The 22108-nt window shown below is 70.9% G+C and carries 22 protein-coding genes; 11 read left to right on the top strand and 11 right to left on the bottom strand.

The genetic code is table 11. The features are described from left to right. Positions 1–82 precede the first annotated feature (82 nt). The gene (locus ACH442_RS15065; protein ID WP_396338568.1) at positions 83–808 is read right to left on the bottom strand and encodes an SDR family oxidoreductase; all 726 of its coding nucleotides are present in this window, start codon (positions 806–808) and stop codon (positions 83–85) included. Between the two features lie 85 nt (positions 809–893). On the opposite strand from ACH442_RS15065, the gene ACH442_RS15060 reads away from it, so the two are divergent. Next, positions 894–1733: a LysR family transcriptional regulator gene (locus ACH442_RS15060; protein ID WP_396338567.1), complete on the top strand. Its 840-nt coding sequence runs from the start codon at positions 894–896 to the stop codon at positions 1731–1733. Positions 1734–1827: 94 nt separating this feature from the next. Here ACH442_RS15060 and ACH442_RS15055 read toward each other — a convergent pair whose 3' ends face one another. Beyond that, on the bottom strand, positions 1828–2814 hold the full coding sequence (locus ACH442_RS15055) for a DNA topoisomerase IB (protein WP_396338566.1): 987 nt from the start codon (positions 2812–2814) through the stop codon (positions 1828–1830). A gap of 361 nt (positions 2815–3175) precedes the next feature. Then, positions 3176–5419 (bottom strand): catalase, encoded by a 2244-nt coding sequence (locus ACH442_RS15050; protein WP_396338565.1) that lies wholly within the window; start codon positions 5417–5419, stop codon positions 3176–3178. A 108-nt stretch (positions 5420–5527) separates the two neighbouring features. On the opposite strand from ACH442_RS15050, the gene ACH442_RS15045 reads away from it, so the two are divergent. Continuing rightward, positions 5528–6181, top strand: a complete 654-nt coding sequence (locus ACH442_RS15045; RefSeq protein ID WP_396338564.1) for a hypothetical protein — start codon at positions 5528–5530, stop codon at positions 6179–6181. Positions 6182–6467: 286 nt separating this feature from the next. After that, positions 6468–7103, top strand: coding sequence for a sensor domain-containing protein (locus ACH442_RS15040; protein WP_396338563.1), 636 nt, complete (start codon positions 6468–6470; stop codon positions 7101–7103). 16 nt (positions 7104–7119) lie between these two features. Here the strand turns inward: ACH442_RS15040 and ACH442_RS15035 are convergent, their stop codons facing one another. Continuing rightward, complete coding sequence (locus tag ACH442_RS15035; protein WP_396338562.1) at positions 7120–8295, bottom strand: zinc-dependent alcohol dehydrogenase; 1176 nt, start codon at positions 8293–8295, stop codon at positions 7120–7122. A 60-nt stretch (positions 8296–8355) separates the two neighbouring features. Here ACH442_RS15035 and ACH442_RS15030 point away from each other — a divergent pair, with 60 nt between their 5' ends. Further along, positions 8356–9162, top strand: a complete 807-nt coding sequence (locus tag ACH442_RS15030; RefSeq protein ID WP_396338561.1) for an SDR family NAD(P)-dependent oxidoreductase — start codon at positions 8356–8358, stop codon at positions 9160–9162. An 11-nt stretch (positions 9163–9173) separates the two neighbouring features. On the opposite strand, the gene ACH442_RS15025 is transcribed toward ACH442_RS15030, so the two are convergent. From ACH442_RS15025 to ACH442_RS15010, 4 genes are read right to left on the bottom strand one after another with little or no spacing between them, the layout of a single operon-like run. Beyond that, the gene (locus ACH442_RS15025; RefSeq protein WP_396338560.1) at positions 9174–10073 is read right to left on the bottom strand and encodes an anti-sigma factor RsbA family regulatory protein; all 900 of its coding nucleotides are present in this window, start codon (positions 10071–10073) and stop codon (positions 9174–9176) included. Then, complete coding sequence (locus tag ACH442_RS15020) at positions 10070–10900, bottom strand: MEDS domain-containing protein (protein ID WP_396338559.1); 831 nt, start codon at positions 10898–10900, stop codon at positions 10070–10072. The genes ACH442_RS15025 and ACH442_RS15020 overlap by 4 nt, the downstream gene beginning before the upstream one ends. 37 nt (positions 10901–10937) lie before the next feature. Then, entirely contained in the window at positions 10938–12182 is a 1245-nt protein-coding gene (locus tag ACH442_RS15015) for an EAL domain-containing protein (RefSeq protein ID WP_396338558.1), read from the bottom strand. Between the two features lie 32 nt (positions 12183–12214). Continuing rightward, positions 12215–12979 carry a SigB/SigF/SigG family RNA polymerase sigma factor gene (locus ACH442_RS15010; protein WP_396338557.1) on the bottom strand — a complete coding sequence of 255 codons (765 nt, stop codon included), beginning with the start codon at positions 12977–12979 and terminating at the stop codon, positions 12215–12217. 274 nt (positions 12980–13253) lie between these two features. Between ACH442_RS15010 and ACH442_RS15005 the strand changes: the two genes are divergently transcribed. Further along, positions 13254–13580, top strand: coding sequence for an STAS domain-containing protein (locus tag ACH442_RS15005; RefSeq protein ID WP_396338556.1), 327 nt, complete (start codon positions 13254–13256; stop codon positions 13578–13580). Between the two features lie 91 nt (positions 13581–13671). On the opposite strand, the gene ACH442_RS15000 is transcribed toward ACH442_RS15005, so the two are convergent. Continuing rightward, entirely contained in the window at positions 13672–14142 is a 471-nt protein-coding gene (locus ACH442_RS15000) for a response regulator (RefSeq protein ID WP_396338555.1), read from the bottom strand. A gap of 60 nt (positions 14143–14202) precedes the next feature. Here ACH442_RS15000 and ACH442_RS14995 point away from each other — a divergent pair, with 60 nt between their 5' ends. Then, the gene (locus ACH442_RS14995) at positions 14203–14628 is read left to right on the top strand and encodes a hypothetical protein (protein ID WP_396338554.1); all 426 of its coding nucleotides are present in this window, start codon (positions 14203–14205) and stop codon (positions 14626–14628) included. Positions 14629–14756: 128 nt separating this feature from the next. Continuing rightward, positions 14757–15533 carry an NPP1 family protein gene (locus ACH442_RS14990; RefSeq protein ID WP_396338553.1) on the top strand — a complete coding sequence of 259 codons (777 nt, stop codon included), beginning with the start codon at positions 14757–14759 and terminating at the stop codon, positions 15531–15533. A gap of 135 nt (positions 15534–15668) precedes the next feature. Here ACH442_RS14990 and ACH442_RS14985 read toward each other — a convergent pair whose 3' ends face one another. Beyond that, the gene (locus ACH442_RS14985; RefSeq protein ID WP_396338552.1) at positions 15669–16235 is read right to left on the bottom strand and encodes a TetR/AcrR family transcriptional regulator; all 567 of its coding nucleotides are present in this window, start codon (positions 16233–16235) and stop codon (positions 15669–15671) included. 101 nt (positions 16236–16336) lie between these two features. Between ACH442_RS14985 and ACH442_RS14980 the strand changes: the two genes are divergently transcribed. Both ACH442_RS14980 and ACH442_RS14975 read left to right on the top strand, forming a co-directional pair. Then, positions 16337–17431, top strand: coding sequence for a hypothetical protein (locus ACH442_RS14980; protein WP_396338551.1), 1095 nt, complete (start codon positions 16337–16339; stop codon positions 17429–17431). A 236-nt stretch (positions 17432–17667) separates the two neighbouring features. After that, positions 17668–18825 carry an RtcB family protein gene (locus ACH442_RS14975; RefSeq protein ID WP_396338550.1) on the top strand — a complete coding sequence of 386 codons (1158 nt, stop codon included), beginning with the start codon at positions 17668–17670 and terminating at the stop codon, positions 18823–18825. Between the two features lie 281 nt (positions 18826–19106). On the opposite strand, the gene ACH442_RS14970 is transcribed toward ACH442_RS14975, so the two are convergent. Then, positions 19107–20171, bottom strand: coding sequence for an alkene reductase (locus ACH442_RS14970; protein ID WP_396338549.1), 1065 nt, complete (start codon positions 20169–20171; stop codon positions 19107–19109). A 112-nt stretch (positions 20172–20283) separates the two neighbouring features. Here ACH442_RS14970 and ACH442_RS14965 point away from each other — a divergent pair, with 112 nt between their 5' ends. Continuing rightward, positions 20284–20709 carry a MarR family winged helix-turn-helix transcriptional regulator gene (locus ACH442_RS14965; protein ID WP_396338548.1) on the top strand — a complete coding sequence of 142 codons (426 nt, stop codon included), beginning with the start codon at positions 20284–20286 and terminating at the stop codon, positions 20707–20709. 207 nt (positions 20710–20916) lie between these two features. Further along, the gene (locus ACH442_RS14960) at positions 20917–21993 is read left to right on the top strand and encodes a hypothetical protein (RefSeq protein ID WP_396338547.1); all 1077 of its coding nucleotides are present in this window, start codon (positions 20917–20919) and stop codon (positions 21991–21993) included. The last annotated feature ends 115 nt before the right edge of the window (positions 21994–22108 follow it).

Genomic DNA, 22108 nt, shown 5'->3' with positions numbered 1-22108 from the left:
CGTGCCGGCGATGCGCCGCCAGGCCGACCGGGGTGGACAGTCGCCGAGCCCGGGCGCGCCGCGGGAGGCGAGCACCGGCCTCTCACCAGGGGACGGGGCCGTCGTCCTCGAAGAACTGGCCGCTGGGGCCACCGTCGGGAAGCGTCGCCAGCCGAATCGCCGTAGCCGCCCCTTGTTCCGCGGTCCGATACCCGCGATACCCGTTGAGGTCGGTCGCGCAGTACCCCGGGCAGGCCAGGTTGATCAGGATGTTCGTGTCGGCCAGCTCTTTCGCGTACTGCACGGTCACCGCGTTCAGGAACGTCTTCGACGGCGAGTACCCCGCCGCGATCGGCCCTGTCTCGCCCCCGGGCGTGGACTGCCGGGTCAGCGATCCCACACTGCTCGACATGTTCACGATCCGCGGCGACGACGACCGGCGCAGCAGCGGGAGCAGCGCGTTCGTCACCCGGATGACGCCGATGACGTTCGTCTCGACGACGGTGCGGATGATCGCCGGGTCGACGACCGTCGGTTCCTGCGGCTGGTCCCCGGTGATGCCGGCGTTGTTGACCAGTACGTCCAGCCGTCCGTAGCGTTCCTCGACGAGGGCCGCGGCGGCGGTGACGCTCGCGTCGTCGGTCACGTCCAGCGGCACGCCGAACGCGTCGACTCCGGCCGCCCGCAGTTTCGCGACCGCTTCGTCGCGGCGGGCGTCGTCGCGGGCGCCGACGCCGACGGTGAGTCCGCGCGCGCCGAGTCCGGCCGCGATCTCGTACCCGATGCCTTTGTTGGCGCCGGTGACCAGCGCAATTGTCCGTTCGCTCATGACATTGATCCTGTGCCCCGGGCCGCGGATCGGGCCAACACCGATCGGGTAAGCCGCCATACCCGGCGGGTATAGCCTGGCGGGCATGGAGACGCGGGAGTTGCGCTACTTCGTGGCGGTCGCCGAGGAGCAGACCTTCGTGCGGGCCGCGCACCGGCTGGGGATCGCTCAGCCGCCGCTGTCCCGGGCGATCAGCCGGTTGGAGCGGCGGCTCGGCGTGACGCTGCTGGAGCGGTCGAGCCGCGGGACGGCGCTGACCGGGGCCGGTGCGGTGCTGCTGCGGGAGGCGCGGGCGGCGCTGGACGCGGTCGAGGCGGCCGAGCGGCGGACGAAGCGGGCCGCGCAGGGGCAGGCCGGGCTGGTGCTGGTCACGAAGGCCGGCGCGTCGACGGAGGTGCTGGCGAAGTTGCTCGATGCCTACGAGGCGGAGCCCGACGCCGTACCGCTGGAAGTGGTCCTTTGCGGGATCGCCGAGCAGGAGCGGATGCTGCGCGACGGGCGGGCCGACGTGGCCCTGCTGCATCTGCCGTTCGACTCGACGGCCGGGTTCGACGTCGAGGAGCTGGGGACGGAACGCCAGGTGGCACTGCTGCCGGCCGGTCATCCGCTGACCATGCGCGCGCACGTGCGGCTCGACGAGGTGAGCGACCTGCCCGGTCTTCCGCTGCCGCGCTGGCCCCGGCGCGACGGCACCTACCCGGACGGGCCCGGCCCACAGGTGCGCGACAACATGCAGTTGCTGCAGCTGGTCGCCCTCGGCCGGGTGTGTCTGGTCGTCCCCGAGTCGGTCCGTCTGCACCTGCCGGAGGGCGTCACCGCGGTGCCGGTCGTCGACGCGCCCCCGGTCACGACGGTGATCGCCTGGCCCCCGCACAGCCGCTCACGCCCGCTCGCCGCCCTGGTCCGCACGGCCACGCGCCTCTGAGCAGACCTTGACACCGGCGAGCCGGCGAGGATGAGCGTGCGAGTCAGCCGCCAGACCGGAGCTACCGGCCGAATCGTCACGAATCTCTCATCGGCTAGGAGGACGGCTCCTTCAGCAGCCGGCGCACCTCACGTTCGTCACCCCGTTCCGGGGCTTCACCGTCCTCGTACTTCTCGATCAGGCGCGGATCGACATACGACGCGCGCGCCACCGCCGGGGTGTTGCCGAGCTGTTCGGCGACCTCCCGCATGGCGTGCGCGACGACCTTACGCCTCTTCGTCGCGGTCGGTTGCGGCCCGGCCTGGGCCAGCTCCGCGGCGGCCGTCACGGTGCCGTGCCACGTGCGGAAGTCCTTCGCGGTCATCGGGGCGCCGCTGATCTCGCGCAGGTAGTCGTTGACGGCGTCGGCACGGACCTCCTGCCAGCATTTCCCGGCCGGATTCCAGTGGGCGAAGAGCCGGTCGTGCCCACGGCGGCGGCGCTTCAATGCCCGGAGCACCTCGGCGACTTCACCGTCCTCGACCGTGCGCTCGTGCAGCACGCCCGATTTTCCGGGGAATTTCAGCATGAGGTGACCGCTGCGGGAGATGACGTGCTCGGGCCGCAGCGTCGACAACCCGTAGGACGGATCCTCGTCCCGGCTCGCGTAGGCATCCCCGCCGACCCGGAACATTCCCAGGTCCAGCAGCCGGACTATCGCCGCCAGCACCCGTTCCCGGGTCAGCCCGCGCCCGGTGGTCAGATCCTCGCACAACCGGTCACGCATCTTCGGGAGGCGACCGGCGATCTCCCGTACCCGATCGAATTTCGCCTCGTCACGGGCGGTGCGCCACTCGTCGTGATAGCGGTACTGCTTCCGCCCGGCCGCGTCAAAACCGGTCACCTGAATGTGCCCGCGCGGGTCCGGGCAGATCCACACGTCCTTCCACGCCGGCGGAATGACCAGCCCTTTGATCCGCTCGACGACCTCCGGATCCTTGACCGCCTCGCCGTCCGGCCCGAAGAACCGGAACCCGCTCCCCGACCGCCGCCGCGTGAACCCGGGCCTGGTCAGCACACTGCGCCGCAACCGCTTGGCCATCAGCCCTCCCCGAAGTCAAACCAGGATCAAGACCTTCATGTCCTATCTCCGCCGTGGTCCGGGCCGTCGCTCCCGCGGGGACCCTTCCGGGCCTCGCAGGGCCGCGGGCGGCCCAGAACGCGAGACCCGGAAGGGCGACGTCCGTGGGTGGTCCCGCCCAGAGCATCGAACCCGTCCACAGCCCTGGCCCCGTCGCATCCGCCGGTTGCCGGGCTGAGGCCGGCCGTGGAGTCGCGCCGGCCGGAGCCCGCTGGGTAGGCGGTTGGTCGCCGTTCCGGCCGCACCCCTGTTCCCGGCTGGTTCTCACCGTGATTGCCCGGCCCTCATGACCACGGTGAGAACCAACCTGGAGGGTGACCGGTCAGCTGATCGAGGCGGGGAAACGCTCCCAGACGCGGTGGTTGGCCATCAGCTGCTGGACCGTGGCGAGCACGCCCGTGGCCGAGGCGTCGGTGACCACGCCGGGCGTGTCGGCGAGACCGATGCGCTGCAGCAGTTCGGCGCCGGGGCCCCAGCCGCCGATCGCCTTGGCGTGCCGCCAGCACTCGTCGATCAGCAGGTTCACCCGGGGGTCGACAGCGGCCGCACGCGGCGCCCCGGCCTTCTCGTCGCGAGCCGGCACCGCGTCGGGAGCCGGCACCGGTGCCGCGGCCAGCAGCAGCGCGTCGAACTCGATCGAACGCGCGGTCGCGAACGTCCGCTGCACGGTCAGCGCGCCGACCTTGCCACCGTGCGGCGCGATGATCAGCGGAACCAGCCCGGCCCCGGCGATCGCCTCGCGCACCTCGGCCACCCCGTCGGCGTCGACGTCGTCGACGACGATCCCGATGATCCGCCCGTCGGCCGGCCACTGCTGCCCGACCTGGGACAGCGCCGGGCTCGGCGTGACCTCGGGCAGGTCGACGGTCGGCGCCGGCGCGGGCAGTCCCAGACCGGTCGCGACCTCGGCGCAGAGCACCGGGTCGATGTTGGCCAGGCACTGCAGCTGCCGTTCCTTGATCGCCTGCTCGAAGCACTTCCCGAGCTCGAACGTGTACGCCCGGATGATGTGCTCACGTTCCACCGGCGTCATGCTCTGCCAGAAAAGACGTACCTGGGAATAGTGGTCCTTGAACGAGACCGGCAGGTCGCGCACCTTCGGCGCCTCGGTCACCACGACCGGCACGTCGACGAACGCGTTCTCCGTCGTCGGGAACGGGTTCCCGGCGTCGAGCGAGTTCGGCTTGTACGGCGCGACGCCGCCGTGAACCGCGTGCTGGTGGAAGCCGTCGCGCAGCATGTCGTTGACCGGCGCGTGCGGACGGTTGATCGGGATCTGGTGGAAGTTCGGCCCGGCGAGCCGGGTCAGCTGCGTGTCCAGGTAGGAGAAGAGCCGGCCCTGCAGCAGCGGGTCGTTGGTCACGTCGATGCCGGGCACGAGGTTCCCCAGGTGGAACGCGACCTGTTCGACCTCGGCGTGGAAGTTGGTCGGCGTCCGGTTCAGCACCAGCTTGCCGACCGGCTGCACCGGCGCGAGCTCCTCCGGCACGATCTTCGTCGGGTCGAGCAGGTCGATCCCGGCGAACGTCTCCTCCGGGGTGTCGGGGAAGACCTGAAGACCCAATTCCCATTCCGGGTACGCCCCGGCCTCGATCGAGTCGTAGAGATCGCGCCGGTGGAAGTCGGGGTCGACACCGCTCGCGATCTGCGCCTCCTCCCACACCAGGGAGTGCACGCCCAGCTTCGGCTTCCAGTGGAACTTCACCAGCACGGTCTCACCGGCGTCGTTGACCAGGCGGAACGTGTGGACGCCGAAGCCCTCCATCATCCGGTACGAGCGGGCGATACCGCGGTCCGACATGTTCCACATCGTGTGGTGCTGCGCCTCGGTGTGCAGCGAGACGAAGTCCCAGAACGTGTCGTGGGCGCTCTGCGCCTGCGGGATCTCCCGGTCCGGGTGCCACTTGGCGGCGTGCACGATGTCCGGGAACTTGATCGCATCCTGGATGAAGAAGACCGGCATGTTGTTGCCGACCAGGTCGAACGTGCCCTCGTCGGTGTAGAACTTGGTCGCGAAGCCACGCGTGTCCCGCACCGTGTCGGCCGAGCCGCGCGAGCCGAGCACCGTCGAGAAGCGCACGAAGACGTCGGTCTCCTTGCCCTTGTGCTTGAGGAACCCGGCCTGGGTCAGGTTCGACGCGGTGCCGTAACTCGTGAAGACGCCGTGCGCACCGGCACCGCGGGCGTGGACCACGCGCTCCGGGATCCGCTCGTGGTCGAAGTGCGTGATCTTCTCGCGGAAGTGGTGGTCCTGCAGCAGGATCGGTCCGCGCGGGCCGGCCTTCAGCGAGTGATCGGTGTCGCGCAGCCGAGCTCCCTGCGCGGTGGTCAGGTACGGGCCCTGCTGAGCGAACGCCGTCGGCGGCGCACCGGTCTCCGCGCCCGTGGGCGTACGGGTGTCCGGCTGACCCTGCTCCTGGCTCGGCGGCAGCGGGCCGACCGGCGTGGTCGGCTCCTCCACGGTCGGGGTGCCGCTGCCGGGCTTACCCGGGACCTCGGGCTTCGGTTCACCGGTCACAGCCGAGACGGCATCCTTGATGACCTCGGCCGGGCTACGTGATTCCATCCGGACAAACTCCTCAATACGGTGTATTCGACCGGCTGACGGATACCCTCGCCCAGCACTGGCAAACTCATCAATCGCTCGTCGATCACCGGATGGCCGGCTGCCGCCATGAGCAACGTCCTGATCGTCGGCGGCACCGCCGGCCTCGGCCACGCCCTCGCTGTGGCCTGCCACCACCGCGGCGACCAGATGCTGACCTCGGGGCGGTCCGCCGCACGGGCTCGCGACGTCGGCTTCCCCGACGGGCTCCACGGCATCCTGACCGGCACTCCGGCCGCGTACGGCATCACCCTGCCCCTCGACGGTGCGCGCCGCCGAACTGACATAGAGTGCTCACGATTTCATCGTCGTCGAACCCTCGGGAGCACTCCGATGGCTCTGCTCAGCCTCGACCTCCGGCGGCCGGCGGGCGCGTTCCTCTACAACGCGACCACGCCGCGCATCACCATCGACGGTCACGAGGTAGCCGTGCACGGGTGGGGCGTGCAGCACTTCGACCTGATCCCGGGCGGTCCGCACAACATCAAGATCCATGTGCCGTACGTGCTCCCGCGCCGCGTCGGCCGGGCGGCGCTCGACTTCATGGTGCCGGAGCAAGGAGTGGCGCTGGAGTACATGGCGCCGGCATTCACCTTCGCCAAAGGCAACCTGGGCGCCCCGGGCGCCCAGAAGTCCTCCGGCTTCCGCGCGACGTGGGCGATCAACATTGCCGTGTTCGTGCTGGTGGTGGGCGCCTATGTGTACGCCCGGAGCCACGGGTGAAGCAGTTGGGGCGCGGCTTCAAGGCTTGAGCCCGCCGCGGTCTTGCGGCTGGGATCACGCGGCAGCGACGACGCGGGCCCGGATCGGCGCAACGTTCGCCGGCGGCGCAGGGCCCGGCGCGCAAGACCCGGCGGCGCGGGGTTCGGCGGTACGCGGGTTCGGTGATGCGCGGAGTGGCCGCCGCGCGGATGGTGTGGCTTGCGTTTCGGAAGGTAGGGCTAGCACCACCATCGATCGGGCAGCTTGCCCCATCGAGCGGCCCGCCCCCGGTCAATAGCGTCAAGGTATGACGACGACGCAGATCGATACCGGACTTGTCCCCGCGCCGGCCATGCGATTCGTGCCGCAACTGGGGGTGAACACCCGCTACGTGCTGAGTGGTTTTCCGCTGGCCCTGGCCTCGACCGTGGTCTGTGTGACGGCTTTTGCCACCGGTCTGGGGCTGTCCGTGGTCTGGCTGGGCGTACCGCTGCTGATTTTTGCTCTGGGAACGTCCCGGGGGTTCGCGGAGTCGGAGCGGGCGCGGATCGCGAAGGTGCTCGGGGAGCCGGTAGCGCAGCCGCACTACCGCACGACCGACTCCCCGAATGTCCTGACGCGCCTGGTGACCGTCCTCGGCGATCCGCGGTGCTGGCGGGATCTGGCGCACGCCGGGCTGCGCTGGATCCCGAACAGCATCTCGTTCTCGCTGACCACCACGTGGTGGGCGGGCATGATCGGCGGGGTCACCTGGGGTTTGTGGGGCTGGGCGCTGCCGAGCGACGACCGCGAGGTGCCGGAGCTGCTCGGGTTCGGTGACGCCTACTCCACGATCGTGATCTTCTACCTGGTGGTGGCCGTGTTCTTCGCCGCCACGCTGCCGACGGTCGCGCACGCCTCGGCGCGACTGGAGGCCCGGTTCGCCCGGAAGCTGCTCGGCTGAGGAGCGTGACCGCGCCTCAGACGAACGGCTTGAGCACGACCTTGATGCAGCCATCCTCCTTCTTCTTGAACATCTCGTAGGCACCGGGCGCCTCCTCCAGGGGTACCCGGTGCGTGACCAGGTCGTCCACCCCGAGCGGATCGTCGTCCCCGGTGAGCAGCGGCAGAATGTCGTCGACCCAGTGCTTCACGTGCGCCTGGCCCATCCGCAGCGTCACACCCTTGTCGAACAGGTCCATCATCGGCATCGGGTCGGCGTTGCCGCCGTACACGCCGATGATCGAGACCGTTCCGGCCCGGCGCACCGCTTCGAAGGCGGTCCGCAGCGCGGCCATCCGGTCGATGCCGGCGGTTTCGGTGACCTTGCGGCCGATCGCGTCCGGCAGCAGACCGGCCGTCTTGATCGCCGCGGACTGGAACGGCGAGCCGTGTGCCTCCATGCCGACCGCTTCGACGACCCGGTCGACGCCCCGCCCGTGGGTCTTGTCCAGGACTTCTTCGGCGTTGGCGACGACTTCGATGCCGTGCCGCCGGGCCATCGCCGCCCGCTCGGGCACGTCGTCGATGGCGAACACGCGGGTGGCGCCGAGGTGGCGGGCGATGCGGGCGCACATCTGCCCGATCGGCCCGAGCCCGGTGACCAGCACCGTCTCGCCCGGCGCGACGTCGGCCCACTTCACCGCCTGCCACGACGTGGTGAGCACGTCGGACAGGAACAGGTACCGCTCGTCGGGCCGGCCGTCGTCGGGCACCTTGATCGGCCCGAAGTGCGCCTGCGGGACCCGCAGGTACTCCGCCTGACCGCCCGGCACCTGACCGTAGAGCTTGGTGTAACCGAACAGCGACGCCCCTTTGCCCTGATCCTTGTTCTGCGTCGTCTCGCACTGGGCGTAGTAGCCGCGCGAGCACATCCAGCAGTGCCCGCAGGAGATGTTGAACGGGATCACCACCCGGTCACCCGGTTTGATGTGGGTGACCTCCGAACCCACCTCCTCGACGATGCCCATCGGCTCGTGGCCGAGCACGTCACCCTTGTCGAGGTACATGCCGAGAACGTCGTAGAGGTGCAGGTCGGATCCGCAGATGGCGGTGGACGTCATCCGTACGATCGCGTCTGTCGGGTCTTGAATTTTCGGGTCCGGAACCGTTTCTACGGACACCTTGCCGGTGCCTTGCCATGTCAGCGCTCGCATGACCTTTGCGTGCCCGTGAAATTCGTGATTAACCATCTCTTTCGCGGGCACCCGCAACACATGACGAATCCGAGTGCGAACCCCTTCGCCGTGGTCACCGGCGCATCCAGCGGCATCGGTTACGAGCTGGCCCGGCAACTCGCTGAGAACGGCTTCGACCTGCTGATCGTCGCCGAGGACGAGGGCATCGACGAGGCCGCGACCGGGTTGCGCCGCGACGGGCAGAATCAGATTTCCGCAGTACGGGCGGACCTCGCCCGCCGCGACGAGGTGGAACGTGTGTGGGCCGAGATCGCCGCGACCGGCCGTGACATCGACGCCCTGGCGCTGAACGCGGGCCGCGGCATCGGCGGTGACTTCGTCGGCGGCACCGACCTGGCCGACGAGCTGAACGTCATCGACGTGAACGTCAGCTCGACGGTCCACCTGGCCAAGCTGGCCCTGCCGGCCATGGTCGCGAACGGGCGCGGCCGGGTCCTGATCACGTCGTCGATCGCGTCGATGATGCCCGGCACCTACCAGGCCGTCTACAACGCGTCGAAGTCGTTCACGCAGTCATTCGCCGAGGCCCTGCGCGCCGAGCTCAAGGACACCGGCGTGACCGTGACCGCGCTGATGCCCGGCCCGACCGACACGAACTTCTTCCACCGGGCCGAGATGGACGACACCCCGGTCGGCGCCGGCAAGAAGGACGACCCGGCGCTCGTCGCCGAGCAGGGCATCCGCGCGCTGCTCGACGGTAAGGAGAAGGTCAACGCCGGCTCGGCCAAGACCAAGGTCCAGGCCGTGGCCAGCAAGGTCATGCCGGACAAGGTCAAGGCCGAGATGCACCGCAGGATGGCCGAGCCCGGCGCCGCCAAGGACTGACCGGCCGAGGGCTAGTCGGCCAGCTCCATGTGCAGGCGGATGCTGGTGCCGCCGGGGCGGGTGTAGATGCGGACGAGGTCGCACAACTGGTTCGCCAGCAGCAGGCCTCGCCCGCCCTCGCTGGTCGCCGACGGCGGGATCCGCCCGGCCAGGGGGTCGGCGACGAACCCCCGGTCGTCGACCTGGCAGACCAGCACCGGCGGCTCGGCCCAGATCGCGACGACCCCGCCGGCCGGGCTGTGCACGATCGTGTTCTCGGCGAGTTCGTTGACGGCGACGATCAGGTCCTCGGCGCTGATCTCGGACAGCCCGGCCCGGCCGGCGAACCGGCTGGTGAAACCGCGGACGGCGGCCAGGTCGGCGACGGTGGTGAAGGCGATCGTGGCCGCGGTGTCGGGCACCGGGGGCAGCGGCACGTCGAACCGGGCGGCCGGGGTGTAGAGCTCGTTCGCCCGGGACTCCCCGTCCATGATCACCACCGGGTGCGTACGGTACGTGTCCCGCACCCACGCCGCCGGAAGAGCGGCACTGTCGTACGGGCAGAGCACCGCCCCGGTGACCACCGAGCTGACCAGTGCGTCGTGCTGCATGCAGGCGGTCTGCTCGATCGGGCTCCGCCCGGACCACAGCGCTTCCTGGATCACCGCGATCCGCCGGCCGGGGTGCGCGGCGGCGAACGGGAGCAGCGTGCCGGGGATGATCCGCCCGGGGTTGCGCCCGGCGACCGTCATGTCGACGTAGCGAACGGCGTCACCGAGGTCAGACAGCGCGTCCTGCAGCGCGGCGAGGTTCTTGTCGGGCACCGCGGCCAGCACCGGCTCGCCGGCCGCGACCGCCGCCCGCGCGAAGGCGGTGACGCCTCGCAGATAGTCCTCGACGTCCCGGTAGAGCATCGCTGGATGGTCCGTCACGCGCGGGACTCCACCGTGAGAACAGCGCCGGTCTCCACCGTGAGACCGGGAAGGTCATCCGCCCCGTGGAACGCCAGCAACCGGCGCAACCCGGGCGAGCAGCCGACCAAGCGGGTGCGGCGCCCGGCCACGGCCGCCGGGTGCAGCAGGGTCCGTGCGGCCGAGGCATCCGCGAAACGCAGACGGGACACGTCGATCACCAGAGTCTCGTCGCATGGCAGATCATCGGCCAGATTCTCCACCACCGCGCGCAGCGCCGCGCGACTGGTCGCATCGGTCTCGCCCTGCACCCGCAGCCCGGCCGGATCCTCGGTGCGGATCATCCGTAACCGCGGCGTGGGGTGCGCGCAGGCGAACCCGCGCAGCTGCGCGGCCGTGAACAGCCGCCGGTCGTAGAAGCAGACGGCCATCGAGTAACCACCGGCGAAGACCCGGTTGACCTGCGCCTCATACCACGGCAGGCGCTCGGCGCCGGGCACCGGCCGCGCCGCCCAGGACATGTCCCCGGCGACGCGCAGCCCGTCGTGCCCGGACGCCCGCGCGTCGGCGCACGCCTGCTCCCAGCCGGCGATCGTCGCCTCCGGATCGAAGCGACCGGAGGCCAGGTAGGACCGCTCGGGCGGGGTGACCTGCAGCTGACCCGCGGCGAGCGCGGCGGCCCACTCCGGGTCGAGCAGCTCGGCCGGGTCGCCGTAGTAGAGGATGCGGTGGTTGTCGCGCAGACCGTCACGGACGTAACCGGCGAGGGCCGCGGCTTTCTCCTCGTCACTGCCGACGATCACGCACAGGTGATCGCCGAGCTGCAGATCCGGGGTCGTGCGGGTCATCACGTCCCCCTCCCGATCGCCGCTGTCGAGGTGAAGACTAGCCCCGCCCGGTCAGGACAGCGACAGGTGCCAGGCAGCGCAGCAGTGATCGGGCCGCGGCGACGACCAGCCGCCGGTCGTGGGTGAGCGCGAAGTCGAACCGGCGGTCGCCGTCCGGACCGTCGTCGCCCAGGTCGCGGGCGACGAGAGCGGCCGCCCGGTGCGGGCCGACCACGATCACGTTCCATTCGCCGTGCATGCTGTCGGCGCCGTCGAGGTGGGCGCCCCGCACGCCCGGGGCCGGTTCGTCGCTGAGCCCGGCGCCGACCGCGGCGACGAACGGGCTGTGCGCCGCGATCCGGGTGAGCCGGGCCGCGGTCGCCGGGGTGAAGTGGCACGCGTCCGGGAAGCAGGCGAGCAGCACCGGTGGTTCCGGCCCGTCACCGGCGAGCGCTTCGAGATGCCGGCTCATGGACGTCAACTGCGCTTTCGACGTACGCGTGACCGGCCGTTCCGCCGCGATCACCTGGAACGGCGTCCGCGTGTCCCCGGTCGTCCCGGGCACGAACGGCAGCGGGATCGCGAACGGCAGGTCGGCCGGCAGGTCCGCGGGCGGGCCGAACCAGAAGCCCTGTCCCACGGTCGCGCCCATGCTGCGCGCCACGTCCACCTGCTCGGCCGTCTCGATGCCCTCGGCCAGCACGATCGCGCCACTGGACTCGGCGTACGCGGCGACCGCGGCGACCACCCGGGCGGTCTCCGGGTCGTCCGGCGACCGGAGCAGCTGCATGTCGAGCTTCACCACGTCCGGGTGCACGAACGGCATCAGCGCGAGGGACATCGGGTCGGCCCCGACGTCGTCGAGCGCGACCCCCCAGCCGCTCTCCCGGCAGCTCGCGGTCGCCGCGAGCAGCGCCGCCGGGTCGTGGGCGATCACCCGCTCGGTCATCTCGGTGATCACCCGCAGCCGGTGCCGGGCCTGCCGCACGACCGGCAGGAGGTCGGGTGGGCAGGCGGCCCGCCAGGCGGTCGGTTCCATGTTGACGAACAGGTTGAGCTCGGGCCCGAACCCGGCGGCCAGTGCCGCCCGGTACGCCGCGGCCCGGCACACCCAGTCGAGCTCGTCTTGCCGCCCGGCCGCCCGGGCCGCCGCGAACAGTGCCGACGGCGTCTCCAGCGGGGTGCCGGCCGGGCCCCGGCTCAGCGCCTCGAACCCGAGAACACGGCCGAAGGTCAGGTCGACCAGGGGCTGGAAGAGGGGCGTGACCAGGCGCCGGTCGAGCACTTCGCGGATGTCGGGCACGTCGGCAACCATCGTCCGGCGACGGCCGGACTTTAGTGAGTGTCGGGACCCAGGTGCGTACGCAGTTTGGTCAGTGCCTGGGCGAGCAGCCGCGACACGTGCATCTGCGACACCCCGACCTGCTCCCCGATCTGGCTCTGGGTCAGGTTGCCGTAGAAGCGCAGCGTAACGATCTTGCGCTCCCGCTCGGTCAGGGTCGCCAGTGCCGGGCCGAGTGCCAGGTGCACCTCGGCCTCCTCGTACCCGGGGTCGCGGGCGCCGAGCGTGTCGCCGAGCTCCGTGTCGCCGTCGGCCGCGATCGGCGTGGAGAGCGAAGCCGGCCGGTACGCGTACGCACCCTCCAGCCCCTCGATGACCTCTTCCTCGCTGATCTTCAGGTGATCGGCGATGTCGGCGACGGTCGGGTTCCGGTTCAGCGTCTGGATCAGCTCGCTGCGGGCCCGGTTGATCGCCATGTTGAGTTCCTGCAGGCGGCGCGGCACGCGGATGTTCCACATCCGGTCCCGGAAGTGCCGGCGCAGCTCACCGAGAATGGTCGGGATCGCGTAGCCGGTGAACTCGGCCCCGCGGTCCGGCTCGAACCCGTCGATCGCCTTGATCAGCCCGATCGTGGCGACCTGGACCAGGTCCTCCATCTCGACGCCGCGGCTGGAATACCGCTTGGCCAGGCGCTTGGCCATCGGCAGCCACGCGGTGATCGCCTCCTGGCGCTTCCAGGCCCAGGCGGCGTCGTCACGCGGGGTTCCCACCAGCGCAGTGGCGAGATCGGTCTCATTGTCGGTCGTGGTGTTGACCATGACTGTCTCCCCTTCACCGGGCAGGGAGGTCACTCACGGTCAGCGTGCAAGCAACCCTCCCCGATGCCCTGATGCGCATCCGGACGATTTCTCGGCACACTGTTTGACCGATGCAGGAACCCTAGCCGTAGGTATCGGTTATTGCCAGCCGAAAGTACTAATCGCCGCTGGTGGCGTGCCCATATCACCGTCAAGTGTGAGCGGGGACAAGTTTGGCCCGGAACGTTTCAGGGCAAGGGCGCGGCACACCGCGACGCCGCGACAGGGAGAAGACATGGAATTCGGCTGCACGATCGAGCGGCACGACGATCGGGTCGTCATCGTGCCCGAGGGCGACATCGACGCGGACAGCGCCGGCGCCCTGCGCCAGGTTCTGCGCCAGGCCGTCGAGACGCCCGGCTTCACCGTCCTCGAGGTCGACCTGACTCGCGTCTCGTTCCTCGACTCCACCGGCCTGGGCGTCTTCGTCGCCGCCCGCAAGGCCGCCCACTCACGGGGCCAGACGTTCCGCCTCACCAACCCGGGCGCCATGGTCCGCATGCTCCTTCAGGTCACCAACCTCGAGGAGACGCTCACCGGCGAGCCCGCCACCAACCTCTGACCCCTTTTCCCGTACGTCGTGAGCCCCGCCCGCGGCACTCCCCGGCCACGGGCGGGGCTCACGGCGTACGCGCCATGGGGTTGATCCTGAGTCAGGAGCGGGGGTGGAAGGGCAGCACCGTGGCCAGGGGTGGGGGGACGGCGGCGGCGGTCTGGAAGAAGTCGCTGATCGTGCGGACGGTGGTGACGAAGGAGATCCAGTCCATCGGCTTGGCGACGAACGCGCTGGCGTGCTCGCGGTAACTCGCCGCAACGTCCTCCGGCGCCACCGACGTCGACAGCACCACCACCGGGATGGCGCGCAGCTCGTCGTCGTTCTTGATCGCGGTGAGCACCTGGTGGCCGTCCATCCGGGGCAGGTTGAGGTCGAGCAGCACCAGGTCGGGGCGGCTGGCCCGCGCGAAGAAGCCGCGCCGCCGCAGGAAGTCGAGCGCCTGCGGCCCGTCGGTCACCCGGGTCACGATCGGCGGCACGGCCGCGGTCTCCAGCGCCTCCTCGACCATGAGGAAGTCCGCCTCGTCGTCGTCGACGAGCAGTACGTGAAGAGCCCGATCGGTGCTCACGGTGGCCCCTATACCCACTGGATCTGTTTTGTCACGCCCCGGCACGGTTACCTGGCATGCATGAGAATCTCGCACGCCGCCCAGGCCGCGCTAGGCGGTTTCCTGGCCTTCGCCGGCACCTCCCACCTGACCGTCGCCCGTCAGGAGTTCCAGGCGCAGGTGCCGTCCTGGCTGCCGCTCGACCCGGACCTGGTGGTCCTGGCGTCCGGCGTGGCCGAGATCAGCCTCGGGGCGGCCCTGCTCGGCGTCTGGAAGCAGCCGGCCCGGGGTCTCGTCGGCGCGGCCGCGGCCGCGTTCTTCGTGGCCGTCTTCCCCGGCAACATCGCGCAGTTCGCCGAGCACAAGGACGGTTTCGGCCTGGACACCGACACCAAGCGGGCGGTCCGGCTGGCGTTCCAGCCGCTGCTGGTGGCCTGGGCGCTGGGCGCGACCGGCGCGGCCGGCACGCTGCGCGCACTGCGTCGCCGGGAGCCGACCGGCCGCTGAACGCCCGGCGAACGGTAGCGGGCATCGGGATTCCGGAACCGGAAGCTATTGACCGAACTCTATCCCGGCGTGAAGATCACTGCGAGCCGCCAGCCCCATGGCGTGACGACACGAAGGATCGACGACCGATGAGTCGCTACCGTCCTGCTGCCCGGGTCGGGGTCGCGTCCGGCCTCACCGCACTTCTCCTGCTGGCGTGGGCCGCCCCGGCCTTCGCCGACCCGCCGCACAACCTGCCGCAGAACGCCGGCGGGTACGAGCAGTCCTTCGCCCCTGCCTACGACTACGACACCGACGGCTGTTACGCCACCCCGGCGATCAGCCCCGACGGCACGATCGCGCCCGGTCTCAAGACCACCGGCGCGGTCAACGGCAGTTGCCGCGACCGGTCCGACCTCGACAACTCCCAGACGTACGCCCGATCGAAGTGCGACAACGGCTGGTGCGCGATCGTCTACGCCAGCTATTTCGAGAAGGACCAGGCGGTCGCCGGCAGCGGACTCGGCGGCCACCGGCACGACTGGGAGCACGTGATCTCCTGGGTGAACCAGGCGTCGAACCAGGTGGAGTACGTGACGACCACCCAGCACAGTTCGCAGGTCACCTACACCCGGTCGCAGGTGCGGTTCGACGGCAGCCACCCGAAGGTCGTCTACCACAAGGACGGCCTGTCGACGCACTTCTTCCGGCTCGCCAACGGCAATGACGAGCCGCCGGAGAACCACTACCACGACTGGCGCTACCCGCCGCTGGTCGACTGGAACGGCTATCCGAGCGTCGACCTGCGGGACAAGCTGATGGCGGCGGACTTCGGGTCGGCCACTATCAAGATCAAGGACGGTTCGTTCGAGTACCTGCTGAACGCCGGCAAGCCGTCCGGGATCCCCTTCGACCCGTACGCGTAGGCCGTACGCGGGCGGTGCGAGGTCTCGGCCGGCCCGCGCCGTTGTCATGGAGGTCGAATGACAACGGCGCGGGCCGGCCGGCCGGGGTCTCGCGCCGCGCTGCAAGCCGGACCGCGGCGAGCGGCCGGGCGGGGCTCAGGTATCGAGCGTGGCTCGCAGGGTCGCGAACGTGGACTCGACGATGGCGTCGAGCTTGCGGTCGTCGCCGGCCTCGAGCCACGCGGCGACCGACACGTACATCAGAGTCACCGCGGTCTCCGCCAGCAGAGCGGCCCGGGTCGCGTCGAGGCCCCGGGCCCGGAAGCCGTCGCCGATCGCGGCGGCCAGCGCGGCCCGTTTCTGCAGCCCGCGCTCGCGCAGGCCGGCGTCGGTGGCGACGATCGCGCGCCACTGCCGGATCTCCTCCTTACGACCCTCGAACTGAGCTCGGGCGACGGCACGCAGGCCGTCCAGGACGAGCGCGGCCGGGCCGATGCCGGCGGGCGCCTCGGCGATGAGCCGCTCGGCGTACGCCGGCAGCTCGGCCTCGCCGGCGAAGAGCACCTCGCGTTTGTCGGCGAAGTGCCGGAAGAACGTCCGTGTCGTCAGCCCGGCCCGCGCGGTGATCGCCGGGACCGTGGTCGCGGCGAAGCCCTGCTCGGCGAAGAGTTCGAGGGCCGCCTGCCGCAGCCGTTCCCGCGCGTCGGGTTGCCATCGAGCCATAGCGGAATCCTAGCGTGATGACATGTCGTGTCATCATCCGTATGCTGATGACACGGCGTGTCGTCAGCGGGATGCTCGCCGCACCAGGGCGGAGCTGTGCCATGACAGATGTGTGGATCCTCGGCGGGACCGGTCGCAGCGCGCGGGCCATCGCCACCGGACTGCAAGACCGGGGCATCCGGCCGGTCATGGTCGGACGCGACGCCGCACGACTCGCGGCGACGGCGGACGACCTGCCGACGATGGTGGCCCGATCGGTGGACGAGACGGCGGACGCGATCCGGCGCAACCGGCCCGCCGTGGTGGTGAACACGATCGGACCGTTCGTGGAGACCGCCGCGCCCCTGCTGGACGCGTGCCTGCCGTCCAGCCACTACCTCGACCTGGCCAACGACCTCGCCGCGGTGTCGGCGACCCTCGGCCGCGGCGCCGATTTCGTGGCCGCCGGGCGGACCGCCGTCACCGGCGCCGGGTTCGGCGTGACGGCCACCGAGAGCATCGTGGTGAAACTGTGCGAGGGGCAGCCGGCCCCCCGGCGGGTCCGGGTCGACATGATCCCGTCGCTGGCCGTCGAGGCCGGCGCCGTCGGCGACGCGCTCGCCGGCACGATCGTCGAGGGCCTGCCCGGGGTCGAGGGCGGCGGCCGGTTCCAGGGCCGGCGCTACCGGGACGGCCGGCTCGTCCCCGCCTCGCTCGGTGGCGAACCGGTCCGGCTCACCCTGCCCGACGGTGCGACCGTCACCACGGCGAGCATGCCCCTCGGGGAACTCATGGCCGCCCAGCGGGCCAGTGGCGCCGCCGACGTGGTCGCCGCGTCCAGTGAGGCGCCGGCGTCACCGCTCGTCCGCATGGTCCTGCCGGCCGCGACCGCCCTGCTGAACCTCGGGGCGGTCCGCGCCTTCGCGCGGCGGAGGCTGGCCGCGGTGCGGTTCAAGGCGGCGCCTCCGCCGCGCGAGCACTCGTGGGGTCACGCGGTCGTCGAGTGGGCCGACGGCCGCGCGCGCGAGGGCTGGCTACGCGTCGGGGAGGCTCAGGCGTGGACGGGCACGGTGCCGGCCGAGGTGGTCCGCCGGTTGCTCGACGGGAAGGGCGAGCCCGGCGCGTACACCCCGGCCGCGCTCTTCGGCCCGGCCCTGGCCGAGTCCTGCGGCGGCGAGTACCTGATCGCCGGCGACAGGAGCACCGCCCGGTCGTGAACGCGCCGCTCACTGCACTTACCCCGGCCGGCGTGCAGTGAGCCGTCGCGCCTGGCTGCTGCCCCGGCTCGCCACGATCGCCACCGGCGGGTCAGCCCGGCCGCTCGATCGTGGCGCCGGGACGCAGTTCGCCGGTGGCACCATAGGTCGCGCACGTGTCCAGGCGCCGTTTAAATCGGTCACGTGCCCCGGCCGTACGTGCAAAGATCCTTGCGATTTCACGGGAGGAACCAGACGTGCGGCAGATCAACGAACGACTGATGAACTGGGCGAGCATCATCGGGGACGAGACCCTCGAGCAGGCCGAGAAGGCCTCGCGGCTGCCCTTCATCCACCCGCACATCGCGCTGATGCCGGACGCGCACCTCGGCAAGGGGGCGACGGTCGGCTCGGTCATCCCGACGCTGGGCGCGCTCATCCCGGCGGCGGTCGGCGTCGACATCGGCTGCGGCATGGCCGCCGTCCGCACCCAGTACAAGGTGGAGGACCTGCGGCCCGACCGCAGCGGGCTGCGCACCTCGATCGAACGGGCGATCCCGCTGTCAGCCGGCGGCTACAACCGCGAGCTGACCGATTCCGCCCAGCGCCGCGTCGCCCGGCTGGAAGCCGCCGCCGACTTCGACCCGGCCGAGTATGCGAAGAACTGGAAACTCCAGCTCGGGTCCCTGGGCAGCGGCAACCACTTCATCGAGGTGTGCGCCGACGAGCACGGCGCGATCTGGCTGTTCCTGCACTCCGGCTCCCGCGGCGTCGGCAACCGCATCGCGAGCCACCACATCCAGGTCGCGCGCACGCTGCAGGAGAAACGCGGCGTCGAACTGCCCGACCGGGACCTGGCCTACCTGGAGGAAGGCACCGACGAGTTCGACGCCTACCTGCGCGAGCTGCGCTGGGCCCAGGACTTCGCGCTCACCAACCGCGACGAGATGATGGACCGCGTCGTCGCCTGCTTCGCCGAGTTCGCCGGCGGCCCGGTCCACGAGGTCGAACGCGTCCAGTGCCACCACAATTACACCGAGCAGGAAACCCACTACGGCAAGCAGGTCTGGTTGTCCCGCAAGGGCGCGATCAACGCGGCGGCCGGTGTGCCCGGGCTCATCCCCGGCTCGATGGGCGACGCGTCCTACGTGGTCGTCGGCAAGGGCAACGCGGCGTCACTGAACTCGTCACCGCACGGGGCCGGCCGGGCCTACTCGCGCTCGAAGGCCCGCAAGACGTTCACCCGCGAACAGCTGCGGGAGGCGATGAAGGGCATCGAGTACCGGGACACGGACGCCTTCCTGGACGAGATCCCGCAGGCCTACAAGCCGATCGATGTGGTGATGCGGGACGCCGAGGACCTGGTCACGATCCGCCACACGTTGCGCCAGCTGGTCAACGTCAAGGGCGACTGACCGCGGCCCGGGCCCGCGCCGCGGGCTCGTCCCGGCCCCCGCGCGCCGCCGGCCCCCGGCCGGCTCTCAAGGGCGTCACGAAGACCGGACAACACCCACGAGAGCCGGCCGGAACCTCGCGCCGAGGTCGCCGCCATCCTGCGCGGCAGGTTCGGAGCGACCCTGGCGCGCCCGATCGTCCACAACGATCGCGCCCGCACGGAGCTGGGCCGGGAGCCCCGCCCCGTGGAGGCGACGATCGTGGAGACCGCGACGAGCCTGCGCGACCTGGGTCCGCTGGGTCAGAGCGCCGGGTAGTCGGTGTAACCGGTGTGGTCGCCGCCGTACGCCTTGGACATGTCCGGCGTGTTGAACGGCCCACCGGCCGCGAGCCGCGCCGGCAGGTCCGGGTTGGCCAGGAACAGCGCGCCGTAGGAGACGAGGTCAGCGGTGCCGTCCTCGATCAGGGCGAGCGCCTCCGGGCCGGTCGGGTTCGGGTACGTGCCCGGGTTCAGCACGAACGTGCCCGGCCACTGGGCGCGCAGTTTCGTGGTCAGCTCGCGCCCGGACGTCTCGGCGACGTGCAGGTAGGCGATGTTCAGCGGGGCGATCCGGGCGAGCAGCTCGGTGTAGAGCTCCTCGATGTTCTCCTCGGCGATGTCGTTGTAGACGTTTCCGGGCGAGATCCGCAGGCCGACGCGGTTCGCGCCGATGGCCTCGACGAGGGCGGCGGTCACCTCGTACGCGAATCGGGTCTTGCCTTTGATGTCCTTGCCCCAGTCGTCGGTGCGCTGGTTGGCGTTGCTGGAGAGGAACTGGTGGACGAGGTAGCCGTTGGCGCCGTGGATCTCGACGCCGTCGAAGCCGGCCGCGACGGCGTTGCGCCCGGCCTCGGCGAAGTCGGCGACGATCTGGGTGATCTCGGCCTCGGTCAGCTCCTTCGGGGCGACCATGTCCTGCGGGCCGGTGCCGGTGACGATCTGGCCGGCGGGCGCCACCGCGGACGGCGCGACCGGGTGCAGGTCGCCGGGGAGCACGTCCGGGTGCCCGATCCGGCCGGTGTGCATGAGCTGGGCGAAGATCACGCCGCCCTTCGCGTGGACCGCGTCGGTGACCTTGCGCCAGCCTTCGATCTGCTCGTCGGAGTGCAGGCCGGGCGTGAACACGTAGCCCTGGCCGCCGACCGACGGCTGGGTGCCCTCGGTGATGATCAACCCGGCGCCGGCCCGCTGCGCGTAGTACTCCGCGTTCAGCTCGGTCGGGCTCAGGCCCGGGCCGTGTGCGCGGTTGCGGGTCATCGGCGCCATCGCGATGCGGTTGCTGAGCTTGGTGCCGGCGAGGTCGTACGCATCGAACGCGGTGGCCATGTCATATCCTTCATCCCGTGAACGGTTCATGCCGTGAACGAAGTTAGTTCATGGCGTGAACGTCCGCAAGTAGGATGGCGCTCCGCATCGCCAGTGGGAGGAGAATGGGCTGGTGACATCGCAACCAGGATTCGGCGACACGCTGCTGGGGCTGGCCGCCCTCATCCAGCGCCGCCACATCCAGATCTGCGCCGAGCACGACCTCACCCCCGCGCAGTCCCAGCTGCTGTGCACCCTCCGCGAAGGCCCGCGCCGGATGGCCGACCTCGCCGCGATCCTCGGCATGGCCAAGCCCGCCCTGAGCCAGCTGGTCGACCGCATCGAGACGCGCGGCCTGGTCCGCCGCACCGCCTCCGAGCCGGACCGGCGGGTGGTCACGCTCGAGGCGACACCCGAGGGAATCAAAATCGGCCGAGCGGTGTACGAGGATGTCGACGCCCGCCTGCCCGATGTGCTCGTCGCCTTGGCGCCGGAGGATCAGCAGCGCTTCGCGGAACTGGTCTCCGCGATCCCGCACATTCGCTGCCCGAGCACGTGACCTGAGATGCGCCTCTCCAAGCGCGTGGCTCGAGGCGGGCCGTCACAAGCGCGTGGCTCGAGGCGGGCCTTCTGGAAGAGCGCGACGTGACCTGCGCCTTCGGAAGAGCGCGACGTGACCTGCGCCTTCGGAAGAGCGCGACGTGACCTGCGCCTTCGGAAGAGCGCGACGTGACCTGCGCGGCGTGGGGCGAGCTAACATCGCGTGATGTCTCGGCGGGGGCGCTTCGCGCGCATGGTGATCGGTCTCGGGGTGGCGCTCGCCGCGGGCGCGGCGCTGCTCTTCGGGTCGCCGGCACAGTCGGGCGAGCCGCAGCCGCTCCCCCTCGCCGCCACCTGGCCGAACGCGGCCCGTGGCAGCGTCCCGTCGAAGCTTCCGGACGGCAGTGAGTATTCGCCCGCCCTGTTCCTCGACGCGAAGACCTCGATCGGCACAGCACAGAGCGCCGATTCGACGACGCTGCGCCTGGTGGTGCGCGACGGCGACGGCAAGCTGCTGGAGCTGCGGAAGGTCCCGGCCGAGCACCACGCCCCGTTCGCGGCGCTGACCAGCAGCGGGGACACGCTCTTCTGGGTGGAGAGCGTCTCCGGCAAGCAGCAGCTCTGGTCCGCGGACCGGCGCGACCCGAAGACCGCGCGGATGCTGACCGCCGACGTGGGGGCGATGCAGTTCTACGACTCCGAGCACGACCTGCTCGTCGCCGACGGCCGAGTGCGCTGGGTGTCGAGCGGCACCGGGGACGAGACCGAGTTCCGGTCGGTGGCGCTGACCGGCGGCGCGGTCACCGTCACGAAGCAGAAGGGCACGTGGGGGCTGGCCGCGTGGCCGTGGGCCGCCGACGGCCAGCACTCCGCGCGCGGCGCGACCACCCTGCTCAACCTGCAGACGAACGCGACCGTCCGCACACCGTCGGCCGACCGGACCGTGACCGCGTGCAGCGCCGTCTGGTGTCAGATCGTGTCGATCAACCAGGACGGATATTCGCGGATCGACCTCGCCCACCCGGACGGTTCGGCCCGCCGCAAGGTGATCGAGGGCAACGTCGCCACCGCGATCACGGACGTGGCCGTGCTCGACCGGTTCGAGGTGATCGCGAAGACCACTACGCAGTCCGACCTGACCGGGAACCAGCAGCTGCTCGTCCACGACCTGAGCAACCGTCACCTGGTCCTGGTCAGCCCCGACGCGGGGAACATCTCCTACCGGGCCGGCGTCCTGTGGTGGTCCACCGGCGACCAGTCATCGTTCGTGCGCAACAGCCTGGACCTCCGCACGATCCCGTGACGCGCCCCCGGGCGCGGGCCGGCGGGCACGGGCCGGCGGGCACGGGCCGGCGGGCACGGGCCGGCGGGCACGGGCCGGCGGGCACGGGCCGGCGGGCACGGGCCGGCGAGCACGG

Origin of the sequence: Actinoplanes sp. NPDC020271 (assembly GCF_044388125.1) — a bacterium.
Taxonomy (GTDB): domain Bacteria; phylum Actinomycetota; class Actinomycetes; order Mycobacteriales; family Micromonosporaceae; genus Actinoplanes.
The sequence above is the reverse complement of the archived record's forward strand: the minus strand, read 5'-3'. Positions and strand labels throughout refer to the sequence as shown.